The sequence below is a fragment of the Leisingera sp. ABM4_060 genome (assembly GCF_056158765.1).
The window spans coordinates 2076679-2101625 of record NZ_JBSWTX010000001.1 but is presented as its reverse complement, the minus strand read 5'-3'; the positions used below and the strand labels follow the sequence as shown (position 1 = coordinate 2101625).

Here is a 24947-nt window from a genome sequence, read left to right as displayed (position 1 = left end):
ATATTTTCTTCAATCCATAGGGCGTGCCTGTGGACGCATTGTGTCGAATTCGGCCGGAAAAGCGGAAAGATTGCGGCATCACAGGATACTGCGCCGCCCGGCCCCGGCGGTGTCAGGCGCCAAGGCCTGCGCACCGCCAAATAGCGCGGGTTTGCGTTTAAACAAGCCGGGGTAGAGCAGCCGCTCGGCATAGCCCAGCACCGAACCGGCGCACATCCAGGTGATCGGGATCAGCGTCGCGTTCAGCAGCATGTCCACCAGCGTCGCCGCCAGGATCAGCGCAATCGGCGCCGCATAGGGCGAAACGCTGCCTGCGGGCAGCCGCCGCGCGGCGCGGGCGAGCAGGAACAGCGGCAGTGCCAGGAGGCCCATTTCAGCGATATAGCCAAGCCAGCCGAAAGTGCCAAAGACGATGATCCAGCGGCCGTCCGGGATCGACAGGATCTGGCCGGTCTCGGCGTGGCGCACCAGGTTGCGGCCCCAGCCGCCCCAGCCGAACCAGGTCTTCTCGGCAGCGCGCGCCAAGAGCTGCGCCTCGTTGTCAAAGCGGTAGTTCAGCGACTGCGCCCGCTCGGCGCTGATTGCCTCGGCCTGGGCCACCAGCGCCTCGGTCGGCACCAGCCCGGTGTTGCGCAGCACCGGATAGGCCACCGCGATCACTCCCAGGACCAGCGCAACCCGCAGCTGCCAGCGCAAGGGGGCCAGCGCCACCACCGGCGTGAAAGCCAGCGCATAGGCCAGCGAGGCCAGGCTTTTGCACAGTACCAGAACGATGAAGAGATACCCTGCGGCCAGGGCCAGGCGCAGCCGGTCTTTGCGCTGCGAGGCGCGGGCCAGGGCGGCGGCAGCCAGCACGGCTGACATCATGAAAAACGCCAGCCACAGCGCATGCGGCAGGAACACGATGGGGCGGAAGCCGCCCTGGCGGATCATCTGGCTGAAATCATGCTGGAAGAAGCCGTAGACCCAGACATTGATCTGCGGGCTGAGCCGGATCTCGATCAGCGACGGGATGGTATAGGCGAGCCCCCCGAGCATCAGCGCCAGGAGCAGTTCGCGCTGCGCCTCCGGCGTCGACAGGTAGCGGCGTGCCAGCAGGAACGGCATCAGCACGATCACCTGGTTGATCACCACAGAGCCAAGGTCGCGCCACCGGAGGCCGGGCAGCTGATCGGTCAGGAAGATGATCGGATCCGAGTTGGCGATCTTGCGGAACTGGATCGGCTCGCTGTTGGTCAGCACGGTGGGGATGACGCCAAAGACAAAAAGCACCGCCAGCGCCCGGGCCGCGGGATGCCGCGGCAGCAGCGGTACCGGTTTGCGCAAGAGAACGGCGCAGAGCAGGAAGGCCATCACCGAGGGGATGGCAAACTTATCCATGTCCGGGACCAGCGGCAGGTCGAACTCGGCCAGCGGCGGCAGCAGCAGGTAGCCGGCGATAAGGCACCACAAGAGCGCCCGCTCCAGCGGCAGGCGCCGGAACAGGATCAGGCTGGCCAGCGGCCAGGCCAGCAGCATCAGATAGGCCAAGGCATTGGGCAAAGGCCGGTTTCCCCCTCGTGTCCCTTCAATTCCCTGTAATTGTGTCAAAGTTTACCCGTTGCGGCCGCTGCTGTCCCGTGGATTTGCAAAAGGAGGTAAATGGCTTGCAGCTTTGCCACGCCTTGGGTGCGGCCATGGCAGCGGTGCTGGCCAGCCGGCAGCGCCAGCGCTATGAGAAAGCGGCGTGAGGGATGGAGGCAGCAGTGTTTTTCGAATTTCAGGGCCGCCGGGTTGCGGTGAACATGCCCGCCCGGGCCGGGCTGGAAGCGGAGATCCGGGCCCGCTTTGCCGCCCGCCGGGGGTTTGCGTTGGCCACGGTCAACCTGGACCATCTGGTCAAGATGGCAGACAGCCCGGAATTCCTGTCCGCCTATCAGGCCCAGGACCTGGTGGTGGCGGACGGCCGCCCGATCGTCTGGCTGTCGCGGCTGGCGCGCCGCCCGGTGGAGCTGATGCCGGGTTCCGACATGGTGCTGCCGCTGTGCCGGCTGGCGGCTGAGGCCGGGGTGCCGGTAGCCCTGGCTGGCAGCACGGAGGCGGCGCTGCAGGATGCGCGGCAGGCGCTGATGGCGCAGGTGCCGGGGCTGCAGATCGCCTGGGTGCATGCGCCGTCCGGCCGCTTTGACCCCGACGGCGCGGAGGCGGATCAGATCCTGCACCGGCTGGATGAAACCGGCGTTGGCCTCTGCTTCCTGGCGCTGGGCGCGCCCAAGCAGGAACGCCTGGCGCAGCGCGGCCGCCGCCTGGCGCCGGGCTGCGGCTTTGCCTCGGTCGGCGCGGGGCTGGATTTCCTCGGCGGCCACCAGAAGCGGGCGCCGGCCTGGGTGCGGGCAATTGCCATGGAATGGCTGTGGCGGGCGCTCTCCAGCCCCGCGCGGCTGCTGCCGCGCTACGCCAAATGCCTGGCAATCCTGCCCGGGCAGTGTCTCAGAGCCTGGCGCATCCGGGCGCGCTGACCTCTGGCGGGAGCACTGTTCCGAAGCCGGGGGTGCGAGGCTCTGCCTCGCGCTCCGGGATATTTCCGGCCAGAAGAAGGGCGGATCCATTCTTCATCTGACCCCAAATATCCTGGGGTGAATTGGCCGTCAGGCCAAGAGGGGCAACGCCCCTGCGCCGCGCGCCCGCGCGGCGCCCGGCCCAACTGGCGGAGGCTGCCCGCAGGGCGGCTGAGGCCGGGCGGGAGCGCTACTTGTACTCCAGAAGGCCCCGGGCCTTGCCGCGCCTGCGGTTCCAGTAGAATTCCAGCGCGCCGGCGGCTTCGGCAAATTTTCCGAGCACCGTGAACAGGGCGCGTTCTGCTCCCATCCGCCGGGACAGGCGGCCAGCCTGGGCCGGGTATACAAGGGCGGCCAGCAGGAAAAGCGGTTCCACCAGCGCCGCCAGCCCGATGGCAGCAGGCAGCGCGGCGCCCCAAAGCAAGGCGCGGCGGGTCTCTGCCACCCAGTGGCGCTCCGGGCCTGACCCGTGCAGGGCGGCGCCTTCGGCAAAGGCATGGCCCGCGCGGCGGCTGCGCTGCCACCATTGGCTGAAACGCAGCATCTGCGCGTCATGCAGCGTCATCTCCGCGTCCAGCCGCCAGATTTGCCAGCCCCTGCGCCGCAGCCGCAGGCACAGTTCCGGCTCTTCGCCGGCAATCAGGCTCTCGCGGTAGCCGCCCGCCGCCCGCACCGCGGCAACACGCATCAGCGCATCACCGCCGCAGGCCAGAGCCTCGCCCAGAGGCGTGTCCCATTCCGCGTCGCACAGGCGGTTGTAGACTGAGGCCCCGGGAAACCGCTCCCGCCGGCGCCCGCAGGCCACTGCGGCCTTGGGATGGCTGTGAAGATAGGCGGCTGCGGTGGCAACCCAGTCCGGGTCCGCCTCGCAATCGCCATCCACGAATTGCACGTATTCGAGACCGGCATCCAGCACCGCCAGCCCGGCATTGCGGGCGCGGGCGGCGGTAAAGGGCTGCGACAGGTCGAGATCCACCACTTGCGCGCCCAGTTCCCGGGCTGCTGCGGCCGACCCGTCGCTGGAGCCGCTGTCCACATAGACCAGCTGCTGCACCTGGCCCTGCAGGGACTGCAGGCAGCGGATCAGCCGCGCGCCTTCGTTGCGGCCGATCACCACAGCGCCGGCCTTTGGAACACGCACAGGGGCGGTCACTGGCTGCCCCCGGCCAGATAGGCAGAGTAGGCGGGGGCGCGGCGCAGGAAGCCCAATTGCTGGAGGTCCCCGATACCGGCGGTCTCCAGCGCGTCTTCGGACCAGAGGCTCAGCTCCGGCTGCGCCTGCATCGCCGCCGAGCGCAGCCGGTCTTCGCCATGCTCCGAGACGGCCTCTGCCTGAATTTGCAGGTCGCGGGCCAGGCTGTTGCCGGCAAACTTGTAGTGGCGGATCAGCCCTTCGGCATCGGCCACCCGCACGCCCGCGGAGGCATGCGGATGCACCGCCGCCTGCACGCCCGGCCCGTTGAACACCAAAGGGTGCTTGCTGAGGCAGCAGGCCTCGCCAAAGACCTTGCCGCGCACGCCGCCGAACAGCATCCGCGCGCCGCCCGGCGGCGGGGCGTTCTGGCGCAGCCAGTAGGCGAAGCCAGTGTCATCGGACATGTAGTCCACTGCCCGCAGCGCGCTGACATCCGAGTACCGGAAACTGTCCACCGCTGCGGCGTAGGGCAGCCCTCCGGCGGCGGCCAGCGGTCCCTTGGGGAACATCTCCAGCATCTGTGCCTGCATCGCGGTATAGCCCGCCTGCGCCAGATAGGCGGTCAGCCCTTCCAGGCCCGCGGCGGTGCGGCCCTCAAAGTCGAACAGCTCATCCATATCGGCAAACAGGCACCAGCGGTCCCGGCCGTACCGGCGGGCGGCATAGGCGCGGAACGTGTTTTCAAACTGCAGCCAGGGCAGGGTTGAGCGCAGGATGGCGGTGCCAGGCTCCTGCCGGATGCGCTCCACCGTGCCATCCGATGAGCCGTTGTCGAAGAACACGAAGGAGGAGACCCCCAGCCGCCGGTAGTGCTCGAAAAACACATCGAGGTAGTATGCCCCGTTGCGCACCAGTGCGATCAGAACCACCTCCTGCGGCGCGGCAAAGCGGCGGACCGGCCCGTGCAGATGCCGCAGCGAGGCGCGGAACCGCGCGCTGTGCAGGATGGCTTGCGCCTTCCGCCTGCTGCGCTCTGCCAGCCTTTGCCCCATGGATGCCTGCACGCTTGCCCCTGATTTGCGCCTGCCGGAAAATCCCTGTCAAATTGCAGGGTTCCATGGCAGGCTGCAAGCTCCGGGATGCGGCTCAATTGCAAATGCGGCGGGAATGCTGCAGTCTCGAAACCGGGGAGACCATCGGAAAGGAACGCGGAATATGGCGGCTGAGCTGACTGTTCTGGCGGGAGATGTGGGCGGCAGCCGGACCCGGCTGGCGCTGGCAGCGCCCGGCATCGGGGTCACCGCGATGCAGAGTTTTTCCAACGACAGTTTCGACAGTCTGCTGGATGTGCTGCAAGCCTATTGCGCCCAGCCCGGCCTGCCGCCGCTGCACGGCGCCTGCCTGGCGGTGGCGGGGCCGGTCCGGGGCGGGGCGTTCCAGCTCAGCAACCGCAACTGGCGCGGCGAGGCCAGCGGCATTGCCGCGGCGCTGGGGCTGGCGGACGCGGGCAGGGTAAAGCTGGTCAACGACCTGGCAGCGCTGTGCCATGCGTTGCCTGTTTTGATCCCGGGGCAGCTGTCCAGCCTGCGCCCCGGCCGGCAAGGCGGCGGCCAGGCGCTGGTGGCGGGCATCGGCACCGGCTTCAATGTCTCAGCTTCGCTGAACGGGACCGCGCTGGAGGCGGAACTGGGCCACGCGGGGCTGCCGCAGCTGCTGTGCCGCCGCCTGCAGGTGCTGCTGGAGCACGCGCCGGATGAGTTCGCCAGTATCGAGGCGCTGTTCTCCGGCGCCGGGCTGGTACGGTTCCACCAGGCGCTGACCGGCACCGCGGCCAGCAGCGCCGAAGGGATCGAGGCGGCGTTTCTGGCGGACCCGGCCGCGCCGGAAGCACGGACCGTGCGCGAATGGGCGCATCTGCTGGGCCTGCTGGCGCGGGAGCTGACGGCAGCCTATATGCCGGGGCAGGGGCTGTTCTTTGCCGGCAGCGTGGCGCGCGGCATTCTGAACACGCCCGCGCGCGAGAACTTTCTGCAAAGCTACACCGCGCCCGGCGGGCGGCTGGGCGAGGTCTGCGCCGAGGTGCCGCTGTGGCTGATCACCGATGATGCCGCCGGGGTGAGCGGCGCTGCGCAGGTGGCTTTGGCCGCAGCTGGGGCGGCTGGGGGCGCACCGGAATCCGGCGCGGGAAACGGCTTTGGACCGCGGGCGGCTGTCAGTAGTCGCGTTTGAAGAACAGGCCGAAGCCGGTCTCGCCTTCGCTGTCCACCGTGCCCTGCACTGTCAGGCTGTCCGTCACATCCAGATTGAGGCTCAGCTCGCTGTCGCCACGGGTGTTGACGTTGAAATCGGTATAGACGTTCTCGGCCACGTAGCCGCCCAGCCCCAGCTGGCCGGCACCCAGATTGTCAGCACCAATATCGACATCCGAGGCGCCGGTGGCGCTCCTCACCCGTTCCTGGGCACCGCCGCCGCGGCCGCTGAGGGTCAGCGCCGAGCCCGCCAGCCGGGCCAGTGCCAGCGGCGAGATATCCTGGATATTGTCGCCGAACAGCAGCAGCGCCAGCGCCTCCTCGGAGGGGCGCGGCGGGTCCGAAGTCACCTTGATCTCGGGTGCGTCGACCCGGCCGGAGATTTCCAGCGTCGCGGTGCCCTGATCGGTGGCGGCGGAGGATTTGAACGCGAGGTAGGGTTTCAGATCGCCCAGCAGAGTAATGCGGCCCTCGTCCAGCTCCAGCCGCCGGCCGAGGATGTCAAAGGTGCCGCGGATCAGGCTGATCTGGCCCGAGGGCGACAGCCGCGCGGTGGTGCCGCGCAGGCGGATCTCGCCGCCGAGTTCGGAGCGCAAACCGCGGCCGCGGGCAAAGATCCGCGAGGGGGCGCTGATCAGGATGTCCAACTCGGTCTTGCCGGAGCCGCCGGCGCCGCTGCTGCCGCCAGTCAGGCCCGCGCGGGCCAGGGTCCGGCGCACATCCGCCGGCGCGCCCACATGGCGGATCGGCGGGATCGGCGCGGCCGAGACCGAGCCGCCGGCGGTGTTCAGGTTGATATTGGTCTCGCCCACATCGATGCGGCCGGTGATCCGGTTGCTGCCCGCCATGGCGCCGGACATCGTGAGCGACCCGTTCAGCAGGGTTTCATAAGACAGGTGGTCGCTCACCACCACATCGCCGATGGCGATCTGCAGATTGCCGTTGAAAGGCGGCAGCAGCCCCACCGGGCCGCTGATCCGCACCGTGCCGCCGTCGCGCGGGCGTGCGTCGATCTGCAACCGGGCGCTGGAGCGGGCAATGGAAACCGTGGCGTTGATGCCGTCCACCCGCTGCGCCGCCGCCGGAATGGCCAGCGAGGCGCCGGGGACCGAGATGGTGCCGCTGAGCGCCTCCAGCCCCGGCGCGCCTTTCAGTGCCAGATCGAAACTGGCAGGCCCCTGCAATAGGTTGGGAGAGATGAAGGGGTTTACCCCTTCCAGCCGCAGCATGCCCTTGGCGGTCACGTCGGCTGTGCCGTCTGCCTCGTTCCAGCTGCCCGCAACCCGGCTGTCGATACCGGCGGGGCCGCTGGCGGTGCTGTCCACCGTCCAGGTGCCATCGCGGCGGCTGGCATTGCCCTTGGCGGTCAGCCGGCCCGGCAGGTCGGGCACCAGCCGCTGCAACTGTTCCAGCACCGCATCAAACCGCAGATCGGCGCTGCCGTCGCCCTCGGCAAAGCTGCCTTCGAAGCCGGCGGCAGATCCTGTGGGCCCTGCCACCGCGGCCGAGAACTGCCAGTCTCCGTTGCGGCGCCTGGCGGTGCCATCGGCGCTCAGCTTGCCCGGAAGCTGCGGCACAAAGCGCTCCAGCTCATGCAGCGCGGCGGCGAAATTGAAATCGGCGTCGCCCTCCAGCGTGACCGAACCGTCCAGCCTGGCGCCGGAGCTGTGCGGGCCGGTCAGCTCCGCCACACCGCTGAGCCGGTTGCCGTTGCGGGTGAGGGTGGTGGCCAGCGCCAGCGTGCCGGGGTTCTGCGGCACCAGCACCTCCAGTTTCCTGAGTTCGGCAGTGATCTCCATCCGCCCGGCATCGCTGTTCAGGCTGCCGGCCGCAGTGGCGGCGATGGCACTGCCTGCAAGGTCGAAGTGGTCGATGGCGATGCCGGTCTCGTCCCGCGCGGCCTTGAGCTGCAGGGTGGTGGTGCCCGCCAGCAGCGCATCCGCCTGGCTGATGCCGGCAGAGAGGTCCCGGGCGATGACTTCCAGGTCAGTGGCAAAGGCGCCGGAGAGCGGCGTGAAGGTGCCCTTGACCGTGCCGCGCACCGCCCCGCCCAACGGACGGGCGGCCAGATCCGAAAAACGGGAGAGATCCGCAGCGCCCGCAGCCAGGTCCGCGGTCACTTTCAACCCGCTTTCCAAACCGTCCAGCGCCACATCGCCGCTGGCCTGATAATCGCTGCCGCTGAGTTCCATACCGGTGATCCGCAGCGCGCCGGGGCCTTTGGTGCTGAGGGTGCCCTCAAAGCGGATGTCATCCCCGGTGGCCTTGGCCAGCGCCGGGTCGCGGGGCTGGAAATTGCTGAGGCCGGCACTCAGGCGGCCCTCCAGCGCAAAGCCGCTGCTCTGGTCCAGGGTGCCGCGGCCTGCAATCTCGGCCTGGCCGATCAGGGCGCCCGGGTGGCTCAGCTGGTTCAGGAGGCCGTCCAGGGTCCAGCCGCCTTCGGAGGTTTTGGTGAGCTGCAAATCCGCTGCCGCCAGCGTGGTCTGGCCGCCTGCAACCGGCAGGGTGACGGCGGCCAGGCCTTCGGGCGGAGTGATGGCGGTTTTCAGGTTGGCAGTGTCCAGCTTGCCGCCTGCATCCAGCGAGGCTGCACCGGTCACCTGCAGCGCGCTGGTGCGCAGGACCAGCGTGTTCAGATCTACCGCGCCGCTGCCCGTGCGGGTGCCCTTGACGTTTAGGCGCAGGCCGGGGCCGAAGAAGGGCCGGTGCACCGGCGGCAGCAGCGGGTCGATATTGCCGCCAAGGTCAGCGGAGAAGGTGATGCTGCGCGGGGTGTCCGGTGCGGCATCCGCGGGCAGGGGAACGGCAGCCAGCACCACCTGGCCCGCGAGCCGTTCGGTGCCATTGGTGCCAAAGCTGATGCCGGCAGTGAAATCGCTGACCGGGCCTTCGCCCTTGGCGGTCAGCAGCAGGTCGGGGCGGCCCGGCAGGTCCAGGCTGCGGGAGATCAAGCCGCCCGGAGCCTCTTGCAGCGCCAGGTCCAGGGTGATCTGCTGCGTTTCATTGGCATAACTTGCGTCTAGCCGCAGGTGGTCGCCCGGCTTGTCCAGCCGGGCGGCGTCCAGCCTGGTGTCCAGTGCGCCGTCGGCCAGTTTCAGCGATCCCTCGACGGCGAGGCTGGCGGCCGTGCCCGCCAGGGCCTCGCCCAATTCGATCCGGGCGGCCCTGATCTGGCCGAGCTCGATCGAGACCGGCAGGTCCGGCAGCGCAAAGGGGGCGGCCTCGGGTGCGGGCAGCTCCGGGTCCTGCGGCACCGGTTCCGGCGCGCGCTCGACCGCGATGCGCTCGGCGGACAGCTGGTTGACCGAGAAGCGGCCGCGCAGCAGTTCCAGCCGGTTCCAGTCCAGCTCGGCGCCTTCGATGGTCAGCCAGATGCCGCCCGCATCGGCCACGGTGATCTTTTCGATACTGGCCTGAGAGGAAAACGCGCCCTCGAGCCCGGTGACGGTGATATAGCGGCTGTCGCCGGACAGCGTGTCCTCCAGGAAATCGACCAGCAGGCCGCCGCTTTCCTCGGCGCTGTCCTGCGCCAGTGCGGGGGTGAGGGCCAGGCCAAGGGCCAGACCATAGGCGAGGGAGTGTTTCAAAACGCCTGTCCTATGCCGATGTAGAATTGCAGCCCGTCCTCGGACCCGCCGTCAACGGGGTAGGCGAGGTCGAGCCGGAGCGGGCCGATGCCGGCCACATCATAACGCAGGCCCAGGCCTGCGCCAGCATGGCGGGCTGAGGAGCCGGAGACAAAGCTGTCCGCATCGACCAAGCCGATGTCATAGAAACCGACCAGCGAGATCTTGTCGGTGACCTTGCCGCGCAGCTCGCCCGACAGCGCCAGGAAACTGCGCCCGCCCGCGGTGCCGCCGCCCACTGGCACGCCCAGCGACTGGAACTCATGCCCGCGCACCGATCCGGCGCCGCCGGAGAAGAACAGCAGCGTCGGGGACACATCGCTGAGCGACGGGCCGATGACCGAGCCCAGCTGCAGCCGGCCCGCCAGCACGATCCGGTCCTCCGCCCCCAGCCCGTAATAGGCGCGCCCGTCGCCTTTCAGCTGCAGGCCGGATGTATTGCCGTCAATGCCGATGAAAGGAGTGGCGCCGGCCTGAAGGAAATAGCCGTTGGCCGGGTTCACCCGGCTGTCGCGGGCGTCATATTCGGCGCGGATGCGGCCCGCCAGGTATTTGAACCGGCGCTTGCCGAACACATCCGTTGCCAGGGTGGAAGAGACGCCCAAAGCGGCCTCGGCAAAGAAAATGTCCGAGAAGGTGCGCCGGGCACCGATGGCGCCAAGCACCTGGGTGGCGGTGTAATGCTCCTCGTCCAGCCGTTCGGCCTCGGCGAGGTAGAAGATCAGGTCATCCGGCCCCAGCGCTGCGGGGCGGTCCAGCCGCACCGCGATGCGGCCGTCAATGTCGTTGCTGCTGCCGATGCCGCTGAGGCGGGCTTCGATGCGCAGTTTCTCGGCGGCGCCGAACAGGTTGCGGTGCATCCAGCTGCCCGACAGCTCGATCCCGTCCGAAGAGCTGATTTCGGCGCCGAAGGTCAGGCGGCGCGGCGGCAGGTCTTCGACCTGGGCGGTGAAATCCAGGGTGCCGTCCGGGTTGGGCTGTTCCGCCTCGCTGAGGACCACGGTCGAAAACGTGCCGGTGCGGCGCAGCCGGGTGGCGGATTTGGCGGCCAGATCGGGGTGGAATTCCTCGCCCGCCGGGAAGCCCGCGATGCGGCGGATGGCGTCTTCGCGCACCGTGGTTTCGCCGGTGACCTGCATCCGGCCAAAGCGCAGCCGCGGCCCTGGCGCCAGCCGCAGCCGGGCGTCCAGCCGGGCCTGCACATGGCTGGCGGTGATGTTCTGCTCTGCCACTGTGGCCTTGGCGTGGCCCGCGCGGCGCCAGGCCTTGACGCCGGCAATCGCGGCATCGCGGATCACACCGGTGCCGGCCGCGGCCTGGGGCAAAGCCCTCGGGGATCTTCACCTCGCTGTTTTGCGGGAAAGGCGCCAGCTCTGCCGCGCCAAAGGCAAAGCGCGGTCCGGGCTGAACAGTGATCTCGACCCTGGAAACCGATTTGGGCGGGTTCAGCGGCTGGATCCGCGCCGCCTCGCGCCCGTCGAGACGGATGTTCACCACCGGCGAGAAATGACCGGCGTCATACAGCACCTGCACCAGCGTGCGGTAATCCGACAGCGCGGCCGCCAGCAGCTCCTGCACGTTGGTCTCGCCGCTGGCCGCGACTGAGGCAGAAGCGCCGCGCAGCCGTTCTGCCAGCGCGTCACCGGCGCCGGGCGCTTGCAGCACGGTCTCGGCGCCAAAGGCAGCGGGCGGCAGCAGGGTCAGGAGGCTGAAGGCAGCGGCGCGCGCCATTTGGCGCGGGCGGTAGGGAAAATTCATGTCTGCTCCCGGACGCGGGCGTAATAATCCGGCCTGGCCCGGCGGGGCAGCAGGCGCCGTGGGCAAGCCTAGCACGGGAATTTTGCGGGATGGAACCGGCAAAGCGGCAGCTTTCCGCCAAGATCCTGCCCGGGCACCGCAGCGGCGGATTGCCGCGCACGGCGCCCCCGCCGCCAGGCAGGCGGCGCAGCTGGGCGCAATTCAGCCGGTTTGGCGCCAGCGCGGAACAAATGGCGGCAAATATGATTTGGCAAGCGGAAGGGAAAATGTACTATCCAGTTCAGCTCCGGCAGCCAAAACTGCCGGAGCTGGCACTGATTAACAAAGCTACATTGGGTTAACGTCAGGCGCAGCCACCACTCACATGAAGCCAAGCCTGGCGGGAATGATACCACGCAGAATATTACTGTCTATATAATTGTCAGTTTGATAATTTTGCGTGGTATCATTTTTAGTAAGTGAAACGGATTGCGGTTAAGCGGGGACAGGGTTTGGACAGGCTGAAATCGATATTCGAACTGCGGGACATGCTGTTTCAAATGGAGCGCGACATCGGCCTGGACCGGCTCAGCCCGGTTGAGCGGGACGTGCTTTTGGCGGCCCATGCGCTGACCGAAAGCCCGGGCGCACCGGTGCAATCCGATCAGATCCGCAGCCACCGCCTGGTGCGGGGGATTGCCCAGGCGACCTATCACCGGTCGCTGAAGTCGCTGCTGGAAATGGGGGTGCTGGAGCGGGCCGGCGGCACCAGGGCCAAGCATTACGTGGTCCGTTTCGACCCAGCAGCGCCCTGACGCCAGCCCCCCTATTTGCTACAACATATGGTTGCGGCGCCCGTGTGCTGCGACTACACCGGGTATATGATAAATGTTTCCCTGGTCCTGTCCCGGCTGCAGGTTTTTACCGTTATCACCGCCGTCTATATCATCTGCCACGGGCTGACCGCCTGGGGTGTGACACCGGTGCAAAAGCTGTTCCTGCCCGAACTCACCGTCTTTGCCAGCCTGGCCTACCTGCCGCATGGGGTGCGGGTGCTCAGCGTCTGGCTGTTCGGCTGGAAGGCGGTGCTGCCGCTGGCTGCTGGCGCCTTTCTGTCGGAGCTGATGTTCACCTCTGCCGGCATCCGCCAGCTGATGCAGCCGGTGCTGCTGGAATCGATTGCGGTGGGGGCCATGTCGGCGCTGGCCGCCTTTGGGCTGCTGCGGCTGCTGGGGCGTCCGCTGAGTGCCGGGCAGGCGCGGCGGGTGGATTGGAAATGGCTGCTGGCAGCAGGCGCTGTTGCCTCCGTGATCAACTCCATCGGCCAGTCGCTGGTGTTTTCCGGGCTGATCTTCCCGGGCGACCAGCTGCCGGTGATGGCCATCTATGCCGCGGGCGATCTCATCGGCCTGGCGGTCTGCATGGTGGCGCTGATGCTGATGTTCCGCTGGCTGCGCCTGTCCGGGCAGGGGCGCCAGAAGCAGAAATAGCAAAGCCCGCCAGCGGCGGGCCTGCCAGGGAAACCGGGGGCAAAGCCCGGGATCAGCCGGCCATCAGCCGCGCTACATCCAGCATCCGCGCCGAAAAGCCCCATTCATTGTCGTACCAGCCAAAGACCCGCACCTGGGCATCGCCTGCCATGCGGGTCTCGGGGCCGGCGATCACCAGCAACTCGGGCCGCGACCGCAGATCCGACGACACCAGCGGCATATCGGTCCAGCCCAGCACTTGGGAGGCGGCAACCCCCTCGCGCAGGGCGGCGGTGAATTCCGCTTCGCTCATCGGCGTCTTCAGATGCGCCACCAGATCCACTGCCGAGACGCTGGCGGTCGGCACCCGCACCGCGGCGCCGCTGACCCGGCCTTTCAGATGCGGCAGCACCTCGTCGATCAGATGCATGGCGGAGGTGGTGGTCGGCACCATCGACTGGGCACCCCCGCGCGAGCGGGCAAAATCGCCGCGCGGCGCATCCACCATCGGCTGCGAGTTGGTGTAGCAGTGGATCGTTGTCATATGCGCGGTGTCGATGCCGGCGATGCCGTCCAGCAGCTTGACCAGCGGCGTGAGGCCATTGGTGGTGCAGGAGGCGTTGGAGACGATGCGGGCGTCGCCCAGCTGTTCTTCGTTGGCGCCCAGCACCACCGTCAGCTCGGCGGCCGGGGAGGGGCCGGAGATCAGCACCTTGCCGGCACCTGCCTTGATGCCGCGTTCCGCCACATCCGAGGTGCGGGCGATGCCGGTGCATTCCAGCACCAGATCGACGCCGCTGAGGTCCACTTTGGTCAGGTCGGGCTCATGGCTGACGGGGATGGTGCGGCCCATCACCTGCAGCGCATCGCCGCCGTGCTCCACCGGATGGGCAAAGGGGCCGAACGTGCTGTCGTACTGGAACAGATAGGCGCACATGTCCAAGGGTGCGATATCATTGATCCGCACCACTTCGATGCCGTCTCCGCGCGATGTGGTCAGAATCTGGCGCAGGATGGCGCGGCCAATGCGGCCGAATCCGTTGATAGCAAGTTTCATGGGCAATCTATGGCAGGCGCGCCGGGGCGGCTCAATCCGTGCGCCCGGGAAAATGATCACATTTCACGGGGAGGATGTTTCAGAAAAATCCGTAAAACCGGAGAACCGTCAGAGGCCCCCCTATTTGCGGCAGATCATCTGGGCGTAATAGGTGCCCGAGATGGTGCGCACCATGGTGTCCAGGTTGACGCTGCAGCCAGTGGCCGCGCGCATGGCCCTGACCGCCTGGCGTGCTGTCAGCACCGCGGGCGGCCGGAACGGCAGGTGCTCCAGGTTCAGCCGGGTGGCGCTGTAGCGGCCGGCAATGTCCTCCACCGGTGCCACCAGCCAGTCGCGGCCCAGCACGGTCACCTGTTTGCCTTCCACGCCCTTGGCCAGGGCCGGGACGGCGGGGATGGCGGCGAGAGCGGCGGCGAGGGCGGCCGCCAGGGCAGTCTGTTTCATCATCGAAAGGCTCCTGCGGAAATCTCTGCCTTCAGCCTAGCGCCGGGCCGGGGCATTGCAAGGCAGGGTTTTCCGCAAAACACGTCAAAGATGATCTACCGCCTCGGCCTGGCGCAGCTCGGCGGCGCACAGCTGCAACCCGCGCAGCAGCCGTTCGGCATCGGCCTCGGGGGCCAGCCCGCGCGGCGCGGAGCTGCCCACCACCACCGGCGTGCTGCCCGGGCGGGAGACCGGCACCGCATAGCCGGTGATGCCCGCCTCAAACTCGCTGCCGGTGATGCAATAGCCCTGCGCGCGGGCCTGGGCCGCCCGTTCGAGAATGGCGGCGGGGTCTTGCAGCGACTGCTCGGTGTGGCGGGGCAGGTCTTCTGCCGCCAGCAAGGCGGCGGCGTCCTCGGGCGGCAGCCCGGCCAGCAGCATCCGCCCCAGGCTGGTGTGGGCCAAGGGGATATGCGAGCCGGCGGTGAAGCCATAGGTGATATGGCCATGCTCGACGGTGGATTGCGCCAGCAAGAGCACCCGGTTCTGGTCCAGCATCGCCAGGGTCACCTCGACCTCCAGCTGCCGCGCATGGCGGTTCAGGACGGGTTGCACCTTGCGGCCGAACTGGTTGGCCTGCAGGAACCCGCCCGCCAGTGCCAGCACCCGCGGGGTCAGCGACAGCATCCGCCCGTCCTGGCGCAGGTAGCCTGCCTGCACCAGTGTCAGCGCCCCCCGGCGGGCGGTGGCGCGGTCCTGGCCGCTGCGCCTTGCGATCTCGGCCAGGGTCATGCTGGGGGTGGCGGCGTCAAACACCGCCAGCACCGCCAGCCCCTTGGCAAAGCTTGAAGAAATATTCCTGTCCTGCTCCGAAACCGTCATCTGCTGCCTGCTGTCACTTGAAATTGCTGCCGCGCGGATTGGCGGCTATTGTGCGAATGCTGCACACAATGTGCGCTTGCTGAACGCTGTCAAGGCGCAAATCCGGCACTGTTAGGGGAATGCGCAGCCAGATGCGGCAAATGCCGCTGCCACGCTGGACGCGGGGGGCATTTGTGGTGCAATTTCAAACCGCTCGCTATCCAAGAGGCCGCCCATGGCGCAAGATTTCACATCCGGCAAACTGGCCCGTCTGGGGCTGCTGACTCCTGAGGATTGCCGCAAGGCCGCCGAGATCGCCGCCCGCGCGCAATTCGACGGGATCGAGACGGTGCGCGTGCTGTTCCCCGATCAGCACGGGCTGCTGCGCGGCAAGACGGTGATGGCAGAGGCTTTTGCCAGCATCTTTGAGCGCGGGTTGAACGTGCCCGCGACATTGTTGCTGAAAGACACCTCCCACCGCACCGCCTTTCCGGTCTGGGAGGGCGGCAGCGGGCTGGCGGGGCCGATGCAGGGGGCGGGCGACGTGCTGCTGGTGCCGCGCCCTGACACCTACCGGGCGCTGCCCTGGTCCGGCCATTCTGCCTGGATCTTCTGCGAGCCGGTCTATCAGGACGGGCGGGCGATCCCCTTTGCCTCCGGCACTGTGCTGCAACGGCAGGTGGCGCGGCTGGCCGCGCAGGGGATGGCGGCGACCTTCGGACTGGAGGTCGAGTTCCACATCTTCGAGCTGGCGGACAAATCCGCCGCGCATGAACAGGCCGGCCGCCCCGGCGCGCCGGTGCAGACCCGCAACCTGATGCAGGGGTATCAGTATCTGACCGAAACCCGCTATGGCGAGGTGGAGGGGGTGCTGGACCTGCTGCGCCGCAATGCTCAGAAACTGGGGCTGCCGGTGCGCTCGGTCGAGATCGAGATGGGCCCCAGCCAGGTCGAGTTCACCTTTGCCCCCGATGGCGCCATGGCGCAGGCCGATGCGATGGTGATGTTCCGCACCATGGTCAAGGAGGTCTGCGCCCGCAATGGGCTGCACGCCAGCTTCATGGCCAAGCCGCGGCTGGATAACGCCATGGCCAACGGCTGGCATGTGCATCAATCGCTGCAGGATCTGGCCACGGGGCGCAACCTGTTCATGCCGGAAACGGCAGGGATGCTGACGCCGCCCGCCAGTGCCTGGATGGCGGGGCTGCTGAAACACGCCGCAGAGACCTCGCTGCTGATTGCGCCGACGGTGAACAGCTACAAGCGCTATCTGCCCTATCAGCTGGCGCCGAACCGGATCGGCTGGGGCGAGGACAACCGCGGCGCCATGCTGCGGGCGCTGATGCATCCCCTTGACCCCGCCAGCCGGATCGAGAACCGGGCCCCGGACAGTTCCGCCAACCCGTATTACGCGCTGGCGGCGCAGATCATCGCAGGCTCGGCAGGCCTCGCCGAAGGGCTGGAAGCGCCGCGGCCCACGCTGTCGCCCTACAGCGAGGACAGTGAAAAACTGCCGCGCTCGCTGGGCCAGGCGCTGGCGGCCTTTGCAGGTTCCGCCCTGTGCCGCGAGGCGCTGGGCGAAGACGCGGCGGCCTATTTGCACCATCTCAAGCGGTTCGAATGGGAGCGTTATCTGGACACCGTCAGCGAATGGGAGCAAGCGGAGTATTTCAACCTGTTCTGAGCCTCCGCGGGGCGGGCAGGGGCTGCAAAAAACTTGCCGGAAGCGGGAATTGCCGTCTTGATCGGGGGCGGAGGCCGTTGCTAGCGTATGCCCGCGTATGCAGAGGGCGGCGCGCTGCGCCTCTGTTTCCTGCGGCGCCACTCCGGCGGCCAAGACACTTATCAAACCTGTGATTTTCTAAGGGAAAACAGAAACATGAAATACACCGAGGAACACGAGTGGCTGCTGCCCGAAGGCGATCTGATCACTGTCGGCATCACCGCCCACGCCGCCGAGCAGCTGGGTGAGGTGGTCTATGTCGAGCTGCCGGAGCCGGGCACCGAAGTGTCCAAGGATGACGAGATCGTGGTGATTGAATCCGTGAAGGCCGCCTCGGACATCCTGGCGCCGCTGGACGGCGAGGTGGTCGAGGTGAACGAAGCCCTGGCCGATGATCCCGGCAAGGTGAACGAGGACCCCGAAGGCGGCGCCTGGTTCTTCAAGCTGAAGCCGTCGGATCTGTCGCCGATGGACGATTACATGGATGAGGCCGGCTGACAAGGATTTCATCGGCTGATCCTGTTGCCCGTGCAGGAATCCGGCTTTTCCCAAAGGAAAAGCCGGTGCCTCCGGCGGGGATATTTTTTGGCCAGAAGAAGCAGGGGCGCTCTGCCGCAGGCCCCGTCAGTAGCCGCGCTGGCGGTCGACCTCGTGCAACAGTGCCTCGTCCGCCTGAAGGCGGCGGTAGTTTTCCACCACATCCTTCATCGCATCGCCCAGGTGCCAGCCCGAGACATGCGGGGTGATGGTGACGCCCGGATGGGTCCAGAGCGGGCTCTCTGCAGGAAGCGGCTCCTGGCTGGTCACATCCAGCACAGCGCGGCCCGGGGTGCCCTTGTCCAGGGCGGTGATGAGAGCGGCCTCGTCAATCAGGTCGCCGCGGCCGGCGTTGATCAGCACCGCACCGGGCTTCATCGCCGCCAGCGTTTCCGCATTCATCAAATGGCGGGTGGCCGGGGTTGAGGGCAGGATGGCGCAGACATAGTCGCATTCGCCCAGCATCTGCAGCAGCGCGGCCTCTCCGTGGCGGCAGTCAACACCTTCGATCTCCTTGGGCGAGCGGCTCCAGCCCAGCACCCGGAACCGCAGGTCCCGCATCAGCCTTGCCGTCATGCCGCCGATATGGCCGAGGCCGAGCACGCCGACGGTGGTGTGTGTTGGGCGTTTCGGTGCCAGCGGCTCCCAGGCGCTGCGTTTTTGCGAGGCCTCGTGCCGGGCCATGTTGCGCTGGCCGTGCAGCACGTAAGACAGGCAGTATTCCGCGATCTCATGCGCCGGCTCGTTTGGCTTCAGCCGGGTGACGCGCACATGCGGCGGCAGGCTGGGGTGGGCGACGATGCTGTCGACGCCCGCGCCCAGTTTCTGCACCAGCTGCAGGTTCGGCAGCTGTTCCGGCAGCCCGTCTTGCAGCACGGTGGTGGCCAGCATGGTGACCGCTGCCAGATCGCCGGGTTCGCTTGACGGGCGGATGTCCAGTTCCGGTGCCAGCGCCTGCAGCTCTGCTGCCAGTTCCTCATCCGTGTACCAGTTGCCGAATCCGGCGTTGACCAGAAGCGCCATGCTGCTTTCTCCCTCAGTTGGCCTGTATCCGGCGGACTTAGCCACGGCTGCCGCCGCCGTGTAAAGCCGGGAATTGCGGCAGGCCGGTGCACAGGCGGTGTACAGGCGGTGCACGCAATGCACCTGGCCGGTTGCGGGGGTCAGGCGAAGGGATCGCCGGGGTAGCCGACCCGCGCCAGATAGAGCCCGTGCCCGGGGCAGACCGGCCCGCAGGCGGCGCGGTCGCGGGCCTCCAGCGCGGCCTTCACATCAGCGGGGGCCCAGGCGCCGGCGCCCACCCGCTCCAGGGTGCCGACAAAGCTGCGCACCTGGTTGTGCAGGAAGCTGCGGGCGCGCACGTGGAAATGGATCTCCGGCCCGGAGAAGCCCTGCACCCGCTCCACCCGCAGTTCGTCCAGCGTCTTGACCGGGCTCGCCGCCTGGCAGATCGAAGAACGGAAGGTGGTGAAATCATGGTTGCCAATCAGATAGTTGGCCGCTTCCTGCATGGCGTCCGCGTCCAAATCATGGTTCAGCTGCCAGACCTGGCCCGCGTCATGGGTGGCCGGCGCGCGGCGGATCAGGATGCGGAACAGATACTGCCGCTCCACCGCCGAGAACCGCGCGTGCCAGTCATCGTCGACACGGGCGCAATCCACGATCGCCACAGGATCGGGTTTCAGGTGATAATTCAGCGCCTCCGACAGGCGGAACGGGTCCCAGTCCTTGGCCATGTCGCAATGCGCCACCTGGCCCAGCCCGTGCACGCCGGTGTCGGTGCGTCCGGCGGCGGCTATGGTGTGCTCGCCCGGCTCCAGCTTCGCCAGCGCAGCCTCGATCGCACCCTGCACCGAGGGCAGGTCCTTCTGCCTTTGCCAGCCGGCAAAAGGCTTCCCGTGGTATTCGACTTTCAAAGCAAAACGCGGCATGGGCGGCCAAGTAGCAATGCAACAGCGGCGGGGCAAGTCCCTGTCGCGCTCTGGTAACCCGCAGGCGTGCTGCCTATCTTGCAGTCAGCAAGAACAGAGCAGGATCAGGGCCTTGGTGTTAACCTCCCTTGCAGACGGGGTGATGAGCAGCGTGGAGAGCGCCGCCAGCGGTGTTTCGGCGGCGCTGTTCGACCGGCCGTTGCGGCTGGGGGTTACCGGGCTGGCGCGCTCCGGCAAGACGGTGTTCATCACCTCGCTGGTGGCCAACCTGCTGGACCGGGACCGGATGCTGCAGCTCAATGCCGCGCGTGAGGGGCGGATCGAGGCCGCCTTTTTGCAGCCGCAGCCGGACGACACCGTGCCGCGCTTTGACTATGAAAACCACGTTGCGGCGCTGACCGGGCCGTCACCCCATTGGCCTGACAGCACACGGGCGGTGTCGGAGCTGCGTCTCAGTCTGAAGGTGCGGCCCGCCGGCCTGCTGTCGGGCTGGCAGGGGCCGCGCACCCTGCATCTGGATATCGTCGACTATCCGGGCGAATGGCTGCTGGACCTGGCGCTCTTGGATAAATCTTATGCGGAGTGGTCGCAGGATGTGCTTGCCCGTATTGCAAACCGTCCGCAGGCCCAGGCTTTTCTGGCGGCAAATGCCCAGGCGGTCCCTGCGGAGACGCATGACGAGCCGCAGGCCCTGGCCCTGGCGGCGGGGTTCACCAAATACCTGAATGCGGCCCGCGCGGCCGGTTTTTACGATTGCACCCCAGGCCGCTTCCTGCTGCCTGGCGATCTGGCAGGCTCGCCGGCGCTGACCTTTGCCCCTTTGCCCCCCGGCCCCGGCGCGCCGCGTGGCAGCCTCTGGCGTGAGATGGAGCGGCGTTTTGAGGCCTATAAGTCCAAGGTTGTGAAACCCTTTTTCCGTGATCATTTCGCCCGTATCGACCGCCAGGTGGTGCTGGTCGATGCGCTTTCGGCGATCCATTCCGGCCCGCAGGCGGTGGAGGATCTGCGCCACGCGATGGCGGACATCCTCAGCGCCTTCAAGCCGGGTCGGAACCATTTCCTGACCAGGCTTCTGGGCGGCAAGCGGGTGGAGAAAATCCTCTTTGCCGCCACCAAGGCCGATCATTTGCACCACGTCCAGCACGAGGCGATGACCGCCATCATCGAGGCGCTGACCCGCGAAGCACAGGACCGCGCCCGCTTTGCCGGAGCGGAGACGGCGGCGCTGGCCATGGCCTCGCTGCGCACCACCACCGAGGAGATGCGCGCCCACAACGGCCAGGACCTGCCCTGCGTGCGCGGCACCCTCTTGGACAGCGGCAAGCAGGCGGCCTTTTATCCTGGTGCTTTGCCGGAGGATCCGGCACAGCTGCTCACCCCGGCGCGGCAAGGGGCGGAGGCTTGGCTGGAGGGCGGCTACCAGACGATGGCCTTTGCGCCTGCGCCGCTTACCCTGAAACACGGCAGCGGCCCGCCGCATATCCGCCTCGACCGCGCCGCCGAATTCCTGATCGGAGATGCCCTGTGACCTTCTCCCTGCGCCCCGCCAACCCGCTCGACGCCGGGGCCGTGGGCGATATTCTGTACCGCTTTCAGCAGGATACCGAGTGGATGCCCAAGCTTTATACTGCCGCTGAAGTGATCTTTTTCTGCGGCATGATGATTGACCGCGGCTGGGTGACCGTGGCTGAGCGGAACGGGCGCATCCAGGGCTTTCTGGCGCGCAAGGAAGAAGAGGTCTGCTCTCTCTACCTGGCGCCGGAAGCCCGCGGCCAGAGGGCAGGGCGGGCGCTTCTGGACGCGGCCAAGGCTGCTACGCCGCGGCTCACCCTCAATACGTTTGAGGCCAATATCCGCGCCCAGCGGTTCTACCGGCGCGAAGGCTTTGCCGAGACCGGACGCGGTGACGGCTCAAACAACGAGGAGGGCCTGCCGGATATCACCTATGAGTGGCGTGCAGCACAGGAGGCTGCGGCGTGAGCAAGAAGCCTGTCCTGTTCGACCTGGAAGAGGAGGCCGCACCGCCGCCGGTGGCCGAGGCGCCGCCGGTGCCCGAGGTGCCTGTTCCGGCAGAACGCCCCGCGGCGATGGAGCAGGCGGCGCGTCTGGCCGCCCGCAGGCCGTCGCGGCTGACCCGCTGGTTCTGGGCGCTGCTGGCGGCGGTTGCCGGCGCCATGGCCTCGGTCGCGGCCTGGGATTTTGCAACCGGGCTGATCACCCGGTTCCCGGTTCTGGGCTGGGCAGTGAGCGCAGGCCTGGCGGCATTGGCGCTGATGGCGCTGCTGATGGCCCTGCGCGAGCTGGCGGCGCTGGCGCGGCTGCGCCGGGTTGATGCGCTGCGCCATGCGGCGGGGGAATGCCGGGATCTGGAGGAGGCCCGCCGTTTCGCTGCCCGGCTGGAAGCCTTTTACGCCGGCCGCGAGGATCTCACCTGGAACCAGGCCCGTCTGGCGGAGCTGAAGGCTGAGGTGATGGATGGCGATGCCCTCCTGCGGCTGGCAGAGGAAGAGCTGCTGGTGCCGCTCGATGCCCTCGCCTTGCGCGAGGTCGAGGCCGCGGCCCGGCAGGTTGCCACGGTGACCGCATTGGTGCCGATGGCGCTGGCGGATGTGCTGACGGCGCTGGTCTCCAGCTTGCGGATGATCCGCCGGGTGGCAGGCATCTATGGCGGCCGCCCCGGGGTCTTCAGCTCCTGGCGCCTCACCCGCGCGGTGCTGGCGCATCTTGCCGCCACCGGCGCCGTCGCCGCAGGCGATGACCTGCTGGAGCCGGTGCTGGGCGGTTCGGTGCTGTCGAAACTCTCCCGCCGGTTTGGCGAGGGGCTGGTCAACGGCGCCCTGTCGGCGCGGGTGGGGATTGCCGCCATGGAGGTCTGCCGCCCGATGCCGTTCTCCGAAGGGCGCAAGCCCAGCACCCGCAAGGTGGTGCAGCGGGCGCTGGCCGGGCTGTTCTCAAAGGCGCCCTGAAGGGGGGCGCCAGGCTCATGCGCAGCATGAGCCCTGCCCAAGCCTGCTGCGGCTGTCCGGCGCAGCCGGACAGCGGCCAGGCGCGGGAGCGCTCCGCTGCGCGGGATCAGAACAGTTTCGGCGGCTGGTCCTTGGGCTGGCGCATCGCAACGACACCAGTGCGGAAGCCCTCGCCAATGCGGTCCGCCAAGGCACCCCATTGCAGCGCGGTCTTTTCTGGCAGCTCGGCGCGCAGCACCTCGTGGAACAGTCCCAGCCAGACCGGAAAATGCTCCGCCTTCACGTCCGGGCGGCTGACATGAACCCGCATCGGATTGCCGTTATAGCTCTTCTCCCGCAGGATCGCGTTGCGCCAGAAGCTGGCGATTTTCTCCTCATGCTCCGGCCAGTCCGTGACATGGGCGGCAAAGACCGGCCCCAGCACGTCATGGCTGCGCACCCGCGCGTAGAAGACGGTAACCACCCGCGAGATGTCTGCGGCGGTGATTTCGAACCGCGCCAGCGGATTTGCGGTGTCTGCCTGGGTCATCGGGAACTCCGGTCTGATGCGCCGGTCGGTTAGATAAGCGGAAGCGGCGGTAAGGAAAAGAGCCCGGGCGCATCTGCCGCAGCGCGGCTTGGCATCTCGCTGCTGGAACCGGCGCGCAATGCCGTTATGGTGGGCGGGAGGTTTGCTAAAAGGCATTGATTTATGGCGCAGAAATCCGGCCGGGTCGTGGTGCTGGGAGGCTATGGGTTCATCGGGGCAGAAGTGGTGCGGGCGCTGCGGGCAGAAGGGTTCCGTGTGCCCGCTTTGGGCCGCAGCCCGAAGCAGGCCGCGCAGGTGCTGCCTGGGGTGCCCTTTGCGCAGGCGGATCTGCGGCAATTGAACAGGGCGGCGGATTGGACACCGCTGCTGAGCGGTGCGGATGCCGTTGTCAACTGCGCGGGCATACTGCAGGACATGGCACCAGGAGAGCTGGAGGCGGTGCATCACACGGCCATTGCCGCGCTTGGCGAGGCCTGCGCGGAACCGGGTGTCCGGGTGGTTCAGCTCTCGGCTGCCGGCGCCGGAGACAGGGCCGCGACGGAATTCATGCGCAGCAAGGGACGCGGAGATGCGGCCTTACTGGCATCCGGGGCGCAGGCGCATATCCTGCGGCCCGGGCTGGTGACCGGGCAGAGTGCCTTTGGCGGCACCCGGCTGTTGCGGATGCTGGCGGCGGTGCCGCTGGTTCAGCCGGTGGCGCTGGCAGACGCACCGGTGCAATGCGTTGGAATGGACGATGTGGCCCAGGCGGTCGTGGCTGCGGTCCGGCAGGACCTGCCGCCCGGTATTTACGATCTGGTGGAAGATCAGCCGCAGACCTTGGAGCAGGTCCTCACCGCCACCCGCAACTGGCTGGGCTTTGCTCCGCCCAAAACGATGCTGCGCTTCCCCGGGTTCCTGCTGCCTGCAGTGACGGCTTGTGCTGATGGGTTGGGGCGGCTGGGCTGGCGGTCTCCCTTGCGGTCCACGGCGGTAGCCGAGATCCGCTCCGGTGTCCAAGGCGATCCGGAGCCTTACCGCCAGGCCGCGGGGCAAGGGCTGGCACCGCTGCCAGAAATTCTGCGTGCGCTGCCGTCAGGGAGGGAGCAGCGGCTGGATGCCCGCATGGCCCTGCTGATGCCCTTTGCTGTTGGGGTGCTGAGCCTGTTCTGGCTGGCCTCCGGCATGATTGGCCTCTGGCAATTGGAGGCCGCTGCCCATGTGCTGGCCGGCCAGGGCTGGGATGGTTTCATCGCAAAGGCCAGCGTGGTGTTCTGGTCGTTTGCAGACATCGCCTTGGGGGCGGCAATCCTATGGCGCCCTTGGGCGGCACGCGCCTGCCTCGGCATGGCAACGGTGTCGCTGATCTATCTGATAGCCGCCAGCCTGGTTGCGCCGCAGATGTGGGCGGATCCGCTGGGGCCGCTGGTCAAGGTGCTGCCGGGGCTGCTGCTGGCGCTGATCACCCATCAATTGCTGCAGGAGCGCTGTGATGGACCTGGACCTGATCTTGCGCTGGCTGCATGTGACCGGCGCCTGCGTGCTGCTGGGCACTGGCGCAGGGATTGCCTTTTTCATGCTGATGGCGCACCGCACCCGCGATGCGTTTCTGATTGCCCATACCGCAAGCGTGGTGGTGCTGGCGGATCTTCTGTTCACGACTACAGCGGTGGTCGTGCAGCCCATCACCGGCGGGCTTTTGGCCTGGCGGCTGGGCTGGCCGCTGAGCGAAGGCTGGCTGGCGCTGTCGCTGATCCTCTATGTGCTGACCGGTGCTTTCTGGCTGCCGGTGGTCTGGATCCAGCTGCGCCTGCGCGACCTGGCGCGGGCGGCAGCAGAATCGGGCAAAGCACTTCCCGCCCGCTATCACCGCTTGTTTGCGGTCTGGTTTGCCTGCGGTTTCCCAGCCTTCGCCGCGGTGCTGGCCATTGTCTGGCTGATGCTGGCACGACCGGATCTCGGGATATGGCTGGTGCGCTAGCGGGCCCTTCTGCGAAATGCCCCGCATCTGCCGCTTTACCCTCTGGCTGCTCCGGCCTATAAGGCCATTCATGTCCCACTTCGAGGCCATCATTATTCGAATTATATCCCCGGCGCTCTGAAACCATTGAGCCGCCGGGCAAAGGCGCTTGAGCCATCGCGCCGAACCGAATATCCCCATTTCCGACCTTGATCATCCGAAGGACGC

19 protein-coding genes and 3 pseudogenes are annotated in these 24947 nt (G+C 67.6%); 11 read left to right on the top strand and 11 right to left on the bottom strand.

Annotated elements, in window-relative coordinates:
• Positions 1-78: 78 nt before the first annotated feature.
• Positions 79-1542 carry a hypothetical protein gene (locus ACXAEH_RS10405; protein ID WP_475032555.1) on the bottom strand — a complete coding sequence of 488 codons (1464 nt, stop codon included), beginning with the start codon at positions 1540-1542 and terminating at the stop codon, positions 79-81.
• A gap of 203 nt (positions 1543-1745) precedes the next feature.
• Here ACXAEH_RS10405 and ACXAEH_RS10400 point away from each other — a divergent pair, with 203 nt between their 5' ends.
• Positions 1746-2498, top strand: coding sequence for a WecB/TagA/CpsF family glycosyltransferase (locus ACXAEH_RS10400; protein ID WP_475032553.1), 753 nt, complete (start codon positions 1746-1748; stop codon positions 2496-2498).
• Between the two features lie 229 nt (positions 2499-2727).
• Here ACXAEH_RS10400 and ACXAEH_RS10395 read toward each other — a convergent pair whose 3' ends face one another.
• Complete coding sequence (locus ACXAEH_RS10395; RefSeq protein ID WP_475032552.1) at positions 2728-3690, bottom strand: glycosyltransferase family 2 protein; 963 nt, start codon at positions 3688-3690, stop codon at positions 2728-2730.
• Positions 3687-4736, bottom strand: a complete 1050-nt coding sequence (locus ACXAEH_RS10390) for a glycosyltransferase family 2 protein (RefSeq protein WP_475032551.1) — start codon at positions 4734-4736, stop codon at positions 3687-3689. Before ACXAEH_RS10390 ends, ACXAEH_RS10395 begins: the two co-directional genes overlap by 4 nt.
• Before the next feature lie 151 nt (positions 4737-4887).
• Here ACXAEH_RS10390 and ACXAEH_RS10385 point away from each other — a divergent pair, with 151 nt between their 5' ends.
• On the top strand, positions 4888-5901 hold the full coding sequence (locus ACXAEH_RS10385) for a glucokinase (RefSeq protein WP_475032549.1): 1014 nt from the start codon (positions 4888-4890) through the stop codon (positions 5899-5901).
• Here ACXAEH_RS10385 and ACXAEH_RS10380 read toward each other — a convergent pair.
• Positions 5885-9508 (bottom strand): translocation/assembly module TamB domain-containing protein, encoded by a 3624-nt coding sequence (locus ACXAEH_RS10380; protein WP_475032548.1) that lies wholly within the window; start codon positions 9506-9508, stop codon positions 5885-5887. The genes ACXAEH_RS10385 and ACXAEH_RS10380 overlap by 17 nt on opposite strands.
• A pseudogene (locus tag ACXAEH_RS10375) lies at positions 9505-11305 on the bottom strand (autotransporter assembly complex protein TamA). Before ACXAEH_RS10375 ends, ACXAEH_RS10380 begins: the two are co-directional and overlap by 4 nt.
• A gap of 491 nt (positions 11306-11796) precedes the next feature.
• Here ACXAEH_RS10375 and ACXAEH_RS10370 point away from each other — a divergent pair.
• The gene (locus ACXAEH_RS10370; RefSeq protein WP_475032547.1) at positions 11797-12099 is read left to right on the top strand and encodes a hypothetical protein; all 303 of its coding nucleotides are present in this window, start codon (positions 11797-11799) and stop codon (positions 12097-12099) included.
• 66 nt (positions 12100-12165) lie between these two features.
• Positions 12166-12774: a hypothetical protein gene (locus ACXAEH_RS10365; RefSeq protein WP_475032545.1), complete on the top strand. Its 609-nt coding sequence runs from the start codon at positions 12166-12168 to the stop codon at positions 12772-12774.
• A gap of 52 nt (positions 12775-12826) precedes the next feature.
• Here ACXAEH_RS10365 and ACXAEH_RS10360 read toward each other — a convergent pair whose 3' ends face one another.
• From ACXAEH_RS10360 to ACXAEH_RS10350, 3 genes are all read right to left on the bottom strand, one after another.
• Entirely contained in the window at positions 12827-13810 is a 984-nt protein-coding gene (locus ACXAEH_RS10360) for a type I glyceraldehyde-3-phosphate dehydrogenase (RefSeq protein WP_475032544.1), read from the bottom strand.
• Positions 13811-13930: 120 nt separating this feature from the next.
• Positions 13931-14254, bottom strand: coding sequence for a hypothetical protein (locus ACXAEH_RS10355; protein WP_475032543.1), 324 nt, complete (start codon positions 14252-14254; stop codon positions 13931-13933).
• Positions 14255-14338: 84 nt separating this feature from the next.
• The gene (locus tag ACXAEH_RS10350; RefSeq protein ID WP_475032541.1) at positions 14339-15115 is read right to left on the bottom strand and encodes an IclR family transcriptional regulator domain-containing protein; all 777 of its coding nucleotides are present in this window, start codon (positions 15113-15115) and stop codon (positions 14339-14341) included.
• A 214-nt stretch (positions 15116-15329) separates the two neighbouring features.
• Between ACXAEH_RS10350 and ACXAEH_RS10345 the strand changes: the two genes are divergently transcribed.
• Together ACXAEH_RS10345 and gcvH are read left to right on the top strand one after the other, a co-directional pair.
• Positions 15330-16778, top strand: coding sequence for a glutamine synthetase family protein (locus ACXAEH_RS10345; protein ID WP_475032539.1), 1449 nt, complete (start codon positions 15330-15332; stop codon positions 16776-16778).
• Between the two features lie 195 nt (positions 16779-16973).
• Positions 16974-17334, top strand: a pseudogene (gene gcvH / locus ACXAEH_RS10340) (glycine cleavage system protein GcvH).
• 107 nt (positions 17335-17441) lie between these two features.
• Here the strand turns inward: gcvH and ACXAEH_RS10335 are convergent.
• Together ACXAEH_RS10335 and truA are read right to left on the bottom strand one after the other, a co-directional pair.
• A complete protein-coding gene (locus ACXAEH_RS10335; protein ID WP_475032537.1) occupies positions 17442-18377 on the bottom strand; it encodes a 2-hydroxyacid dehydrogenase in 936 nt (311 codons plus the stop codon).
• 140 nt (positions 18378-18517) lie between these two features.
• A complete protein-coding gene (gene truA / locus ACXAEH_RS10330; RefSeq protein WP_475032536.1) occupies positions 18518-19285 on the bottom strand; it encodes a tRNA pseudouridine(38-40) synthase TruA in 768 nt (255 codons plus the stop codon).
• A 112-nt stretch (positions 19286-19397) separates the two neighbouring features.
• Between truA and ACXAEH_RS10325 the strand changes: the two genes are divergently transcribed.
• The 3 genes from ACXAEH_RS10325 to ACXAEH_RS10315 are packed head-to-tail and all read left to right on the top strand — an operon-like array spanning position 19398 to position 22251.
• Positions 19398-20813 carry a YcjX family GTP-binding protein gene (locus tag ACXAEH_RS10325; protein WP_475032534.1) on the top strand — a complete coding sequence of 472 codons (1416 nt, stop codon included), beginning with the start codon at positions 19398-19400 and terminating at the stop codon, positions 20811-20813.
• Positions 20810-21265, top strand: a complete 456-nt coding sequence (locus tag ACXAEH_RS10320) for an N-acetyltransferase family protein (RefSeq protein WP_475032532.1) — start codon at positions 20810-20812, stop codon at positions 21263-21265. Before ACXAEH_RS10325 ends, ACXAEH_RS10320 begins: the two co-directional genes overlap by 4 nt.
• Entirely contained in the window at positions 21262-22251 is a 990-nt protein-coding gene (locus ACXAEH_RS10315) for a YcjF family protein (protein ID WP_475032530.1), read from the top strand. The genes ACXAEH_RS10320 and ACXAEH_RS10315 overlap by 4 nt, the downstream gene beginning before the upstream one ends.
• A gap of 106 nt (positions 22252-22357) precedes the next feature.
• Here ACXAEH_RS10315 and ACXAEH_RS10310 read toward each other — a convergent pair whose 3' ends face one another.
• Complete coding sequence (locus tag ACXAEH_RS10310; RefSeq protein WP_475032528.1) at positions 22358-22780, bottom strand: group III truncated hemoglobin; 423 nt, start codon at positions 22778-22780, stop codon at positions 22358-22360.
• Between the two features lie 162 nt (positions 22781-22942).
• Between ACXAEH_RS10310 and ACXAEH_RS10305 the strand changes: the two are divergent.
• Together ACXAEH_RS10305 and ACXAEH_RS10300 are read left to right on the top strand one after the other, a co-directional pair.
• Positions 22943-24205 (top strand): annotated as a pseudogene (locus tag ACXAEH_RS10305) (SDR family oxidoreductase); the annotation flags it as partial.
• Positions 24206-24251: 46 nt separating this feature from the next.
• Positions 24252-24740 carry a DUF2269 family protein gene (locus ACXAEH_RS10300; protein ID WP_475032526.1) on the top strand — a complete coding sequence of 163 codons (489 nt, stop codon included), beginning with the start codon at positions 24252-24254 and terminating at the stop codon, positions 24738-24740.
• Positions 24741-24947 lie beyond the last annotated feature (207 nt).

Coding starts and splice junctions, on each gene's coding strand:
- ACXAEH_RS10385 (WP_475032549.1), top strand. CDS start 4,888: ATGGCGGCTGAGCTGACTGTTCTGGCGGGAGATGTGGGCGGCAGCCGG.
- ACXAEH_RS10365 (WP_475032545.1), top strand. CDS start 12,166: ATGATAAATGTTTCCCTGGTCCTGTCCCGGCTGCAGGTTTTTACCGTT.
- ACXAEH_RS10360 (WP_475032544.1), bottom strand. CDS start 13,810: ATGAAACTTGCTATCAACGGATTCGGCCGCATTGGCCGCGCCATCCTG.
- ACXAEH_RS10355 (WP_475032543.1), bottom strand. CDS start 14,254: ATGAAACAGACTGCCCTGGCGGCCGCCCTCGCCGCCGCTCTCGCCGCC.
- ACXAEH_RS10350 (WP_475032541.1), bottom strand. CDS start 15,115: ATGACGGTTTCGGAGCAGGACAGGAATATTTCTTCAAGCTTTGCCAAG.
- ACXAEH_RS10345 (WP_475032539.1), top strand. CDS start 15,330: ATGGCGCAAGATTTCACATCCGGCAAACTGGCCCGTCTGGGGCTGCTG.
- ACXAEH_RS10335 (WP_475032537.1), bottom strand. CDS start 18,377: ATGGCGCTTCTGGTCAACGCCGGATTCGGCAACTGGTACACGGATGAG.
- truA (WP_475032536.1), bottom strand. CDS start 19,285: ATGCCGCGTTTTGCTTTGAAAGTCGAATACCACGGGAAGCCTTTTGCC.
- ACXAEH_RS10310 (WP_475032528.1), bottom strand. CDS start 22,780: ATGACCCAGGCAGACACCGCAAATCCGCTGGCGCGGTTCGAAATCACC.
- ACXAEH_RS10300 (WP_475032526.1), top strand. CDS start 24,252: ATGGACCTGGACCTGATCTTGCGCTGGCTGCATGTGACCGGCGCCTGC.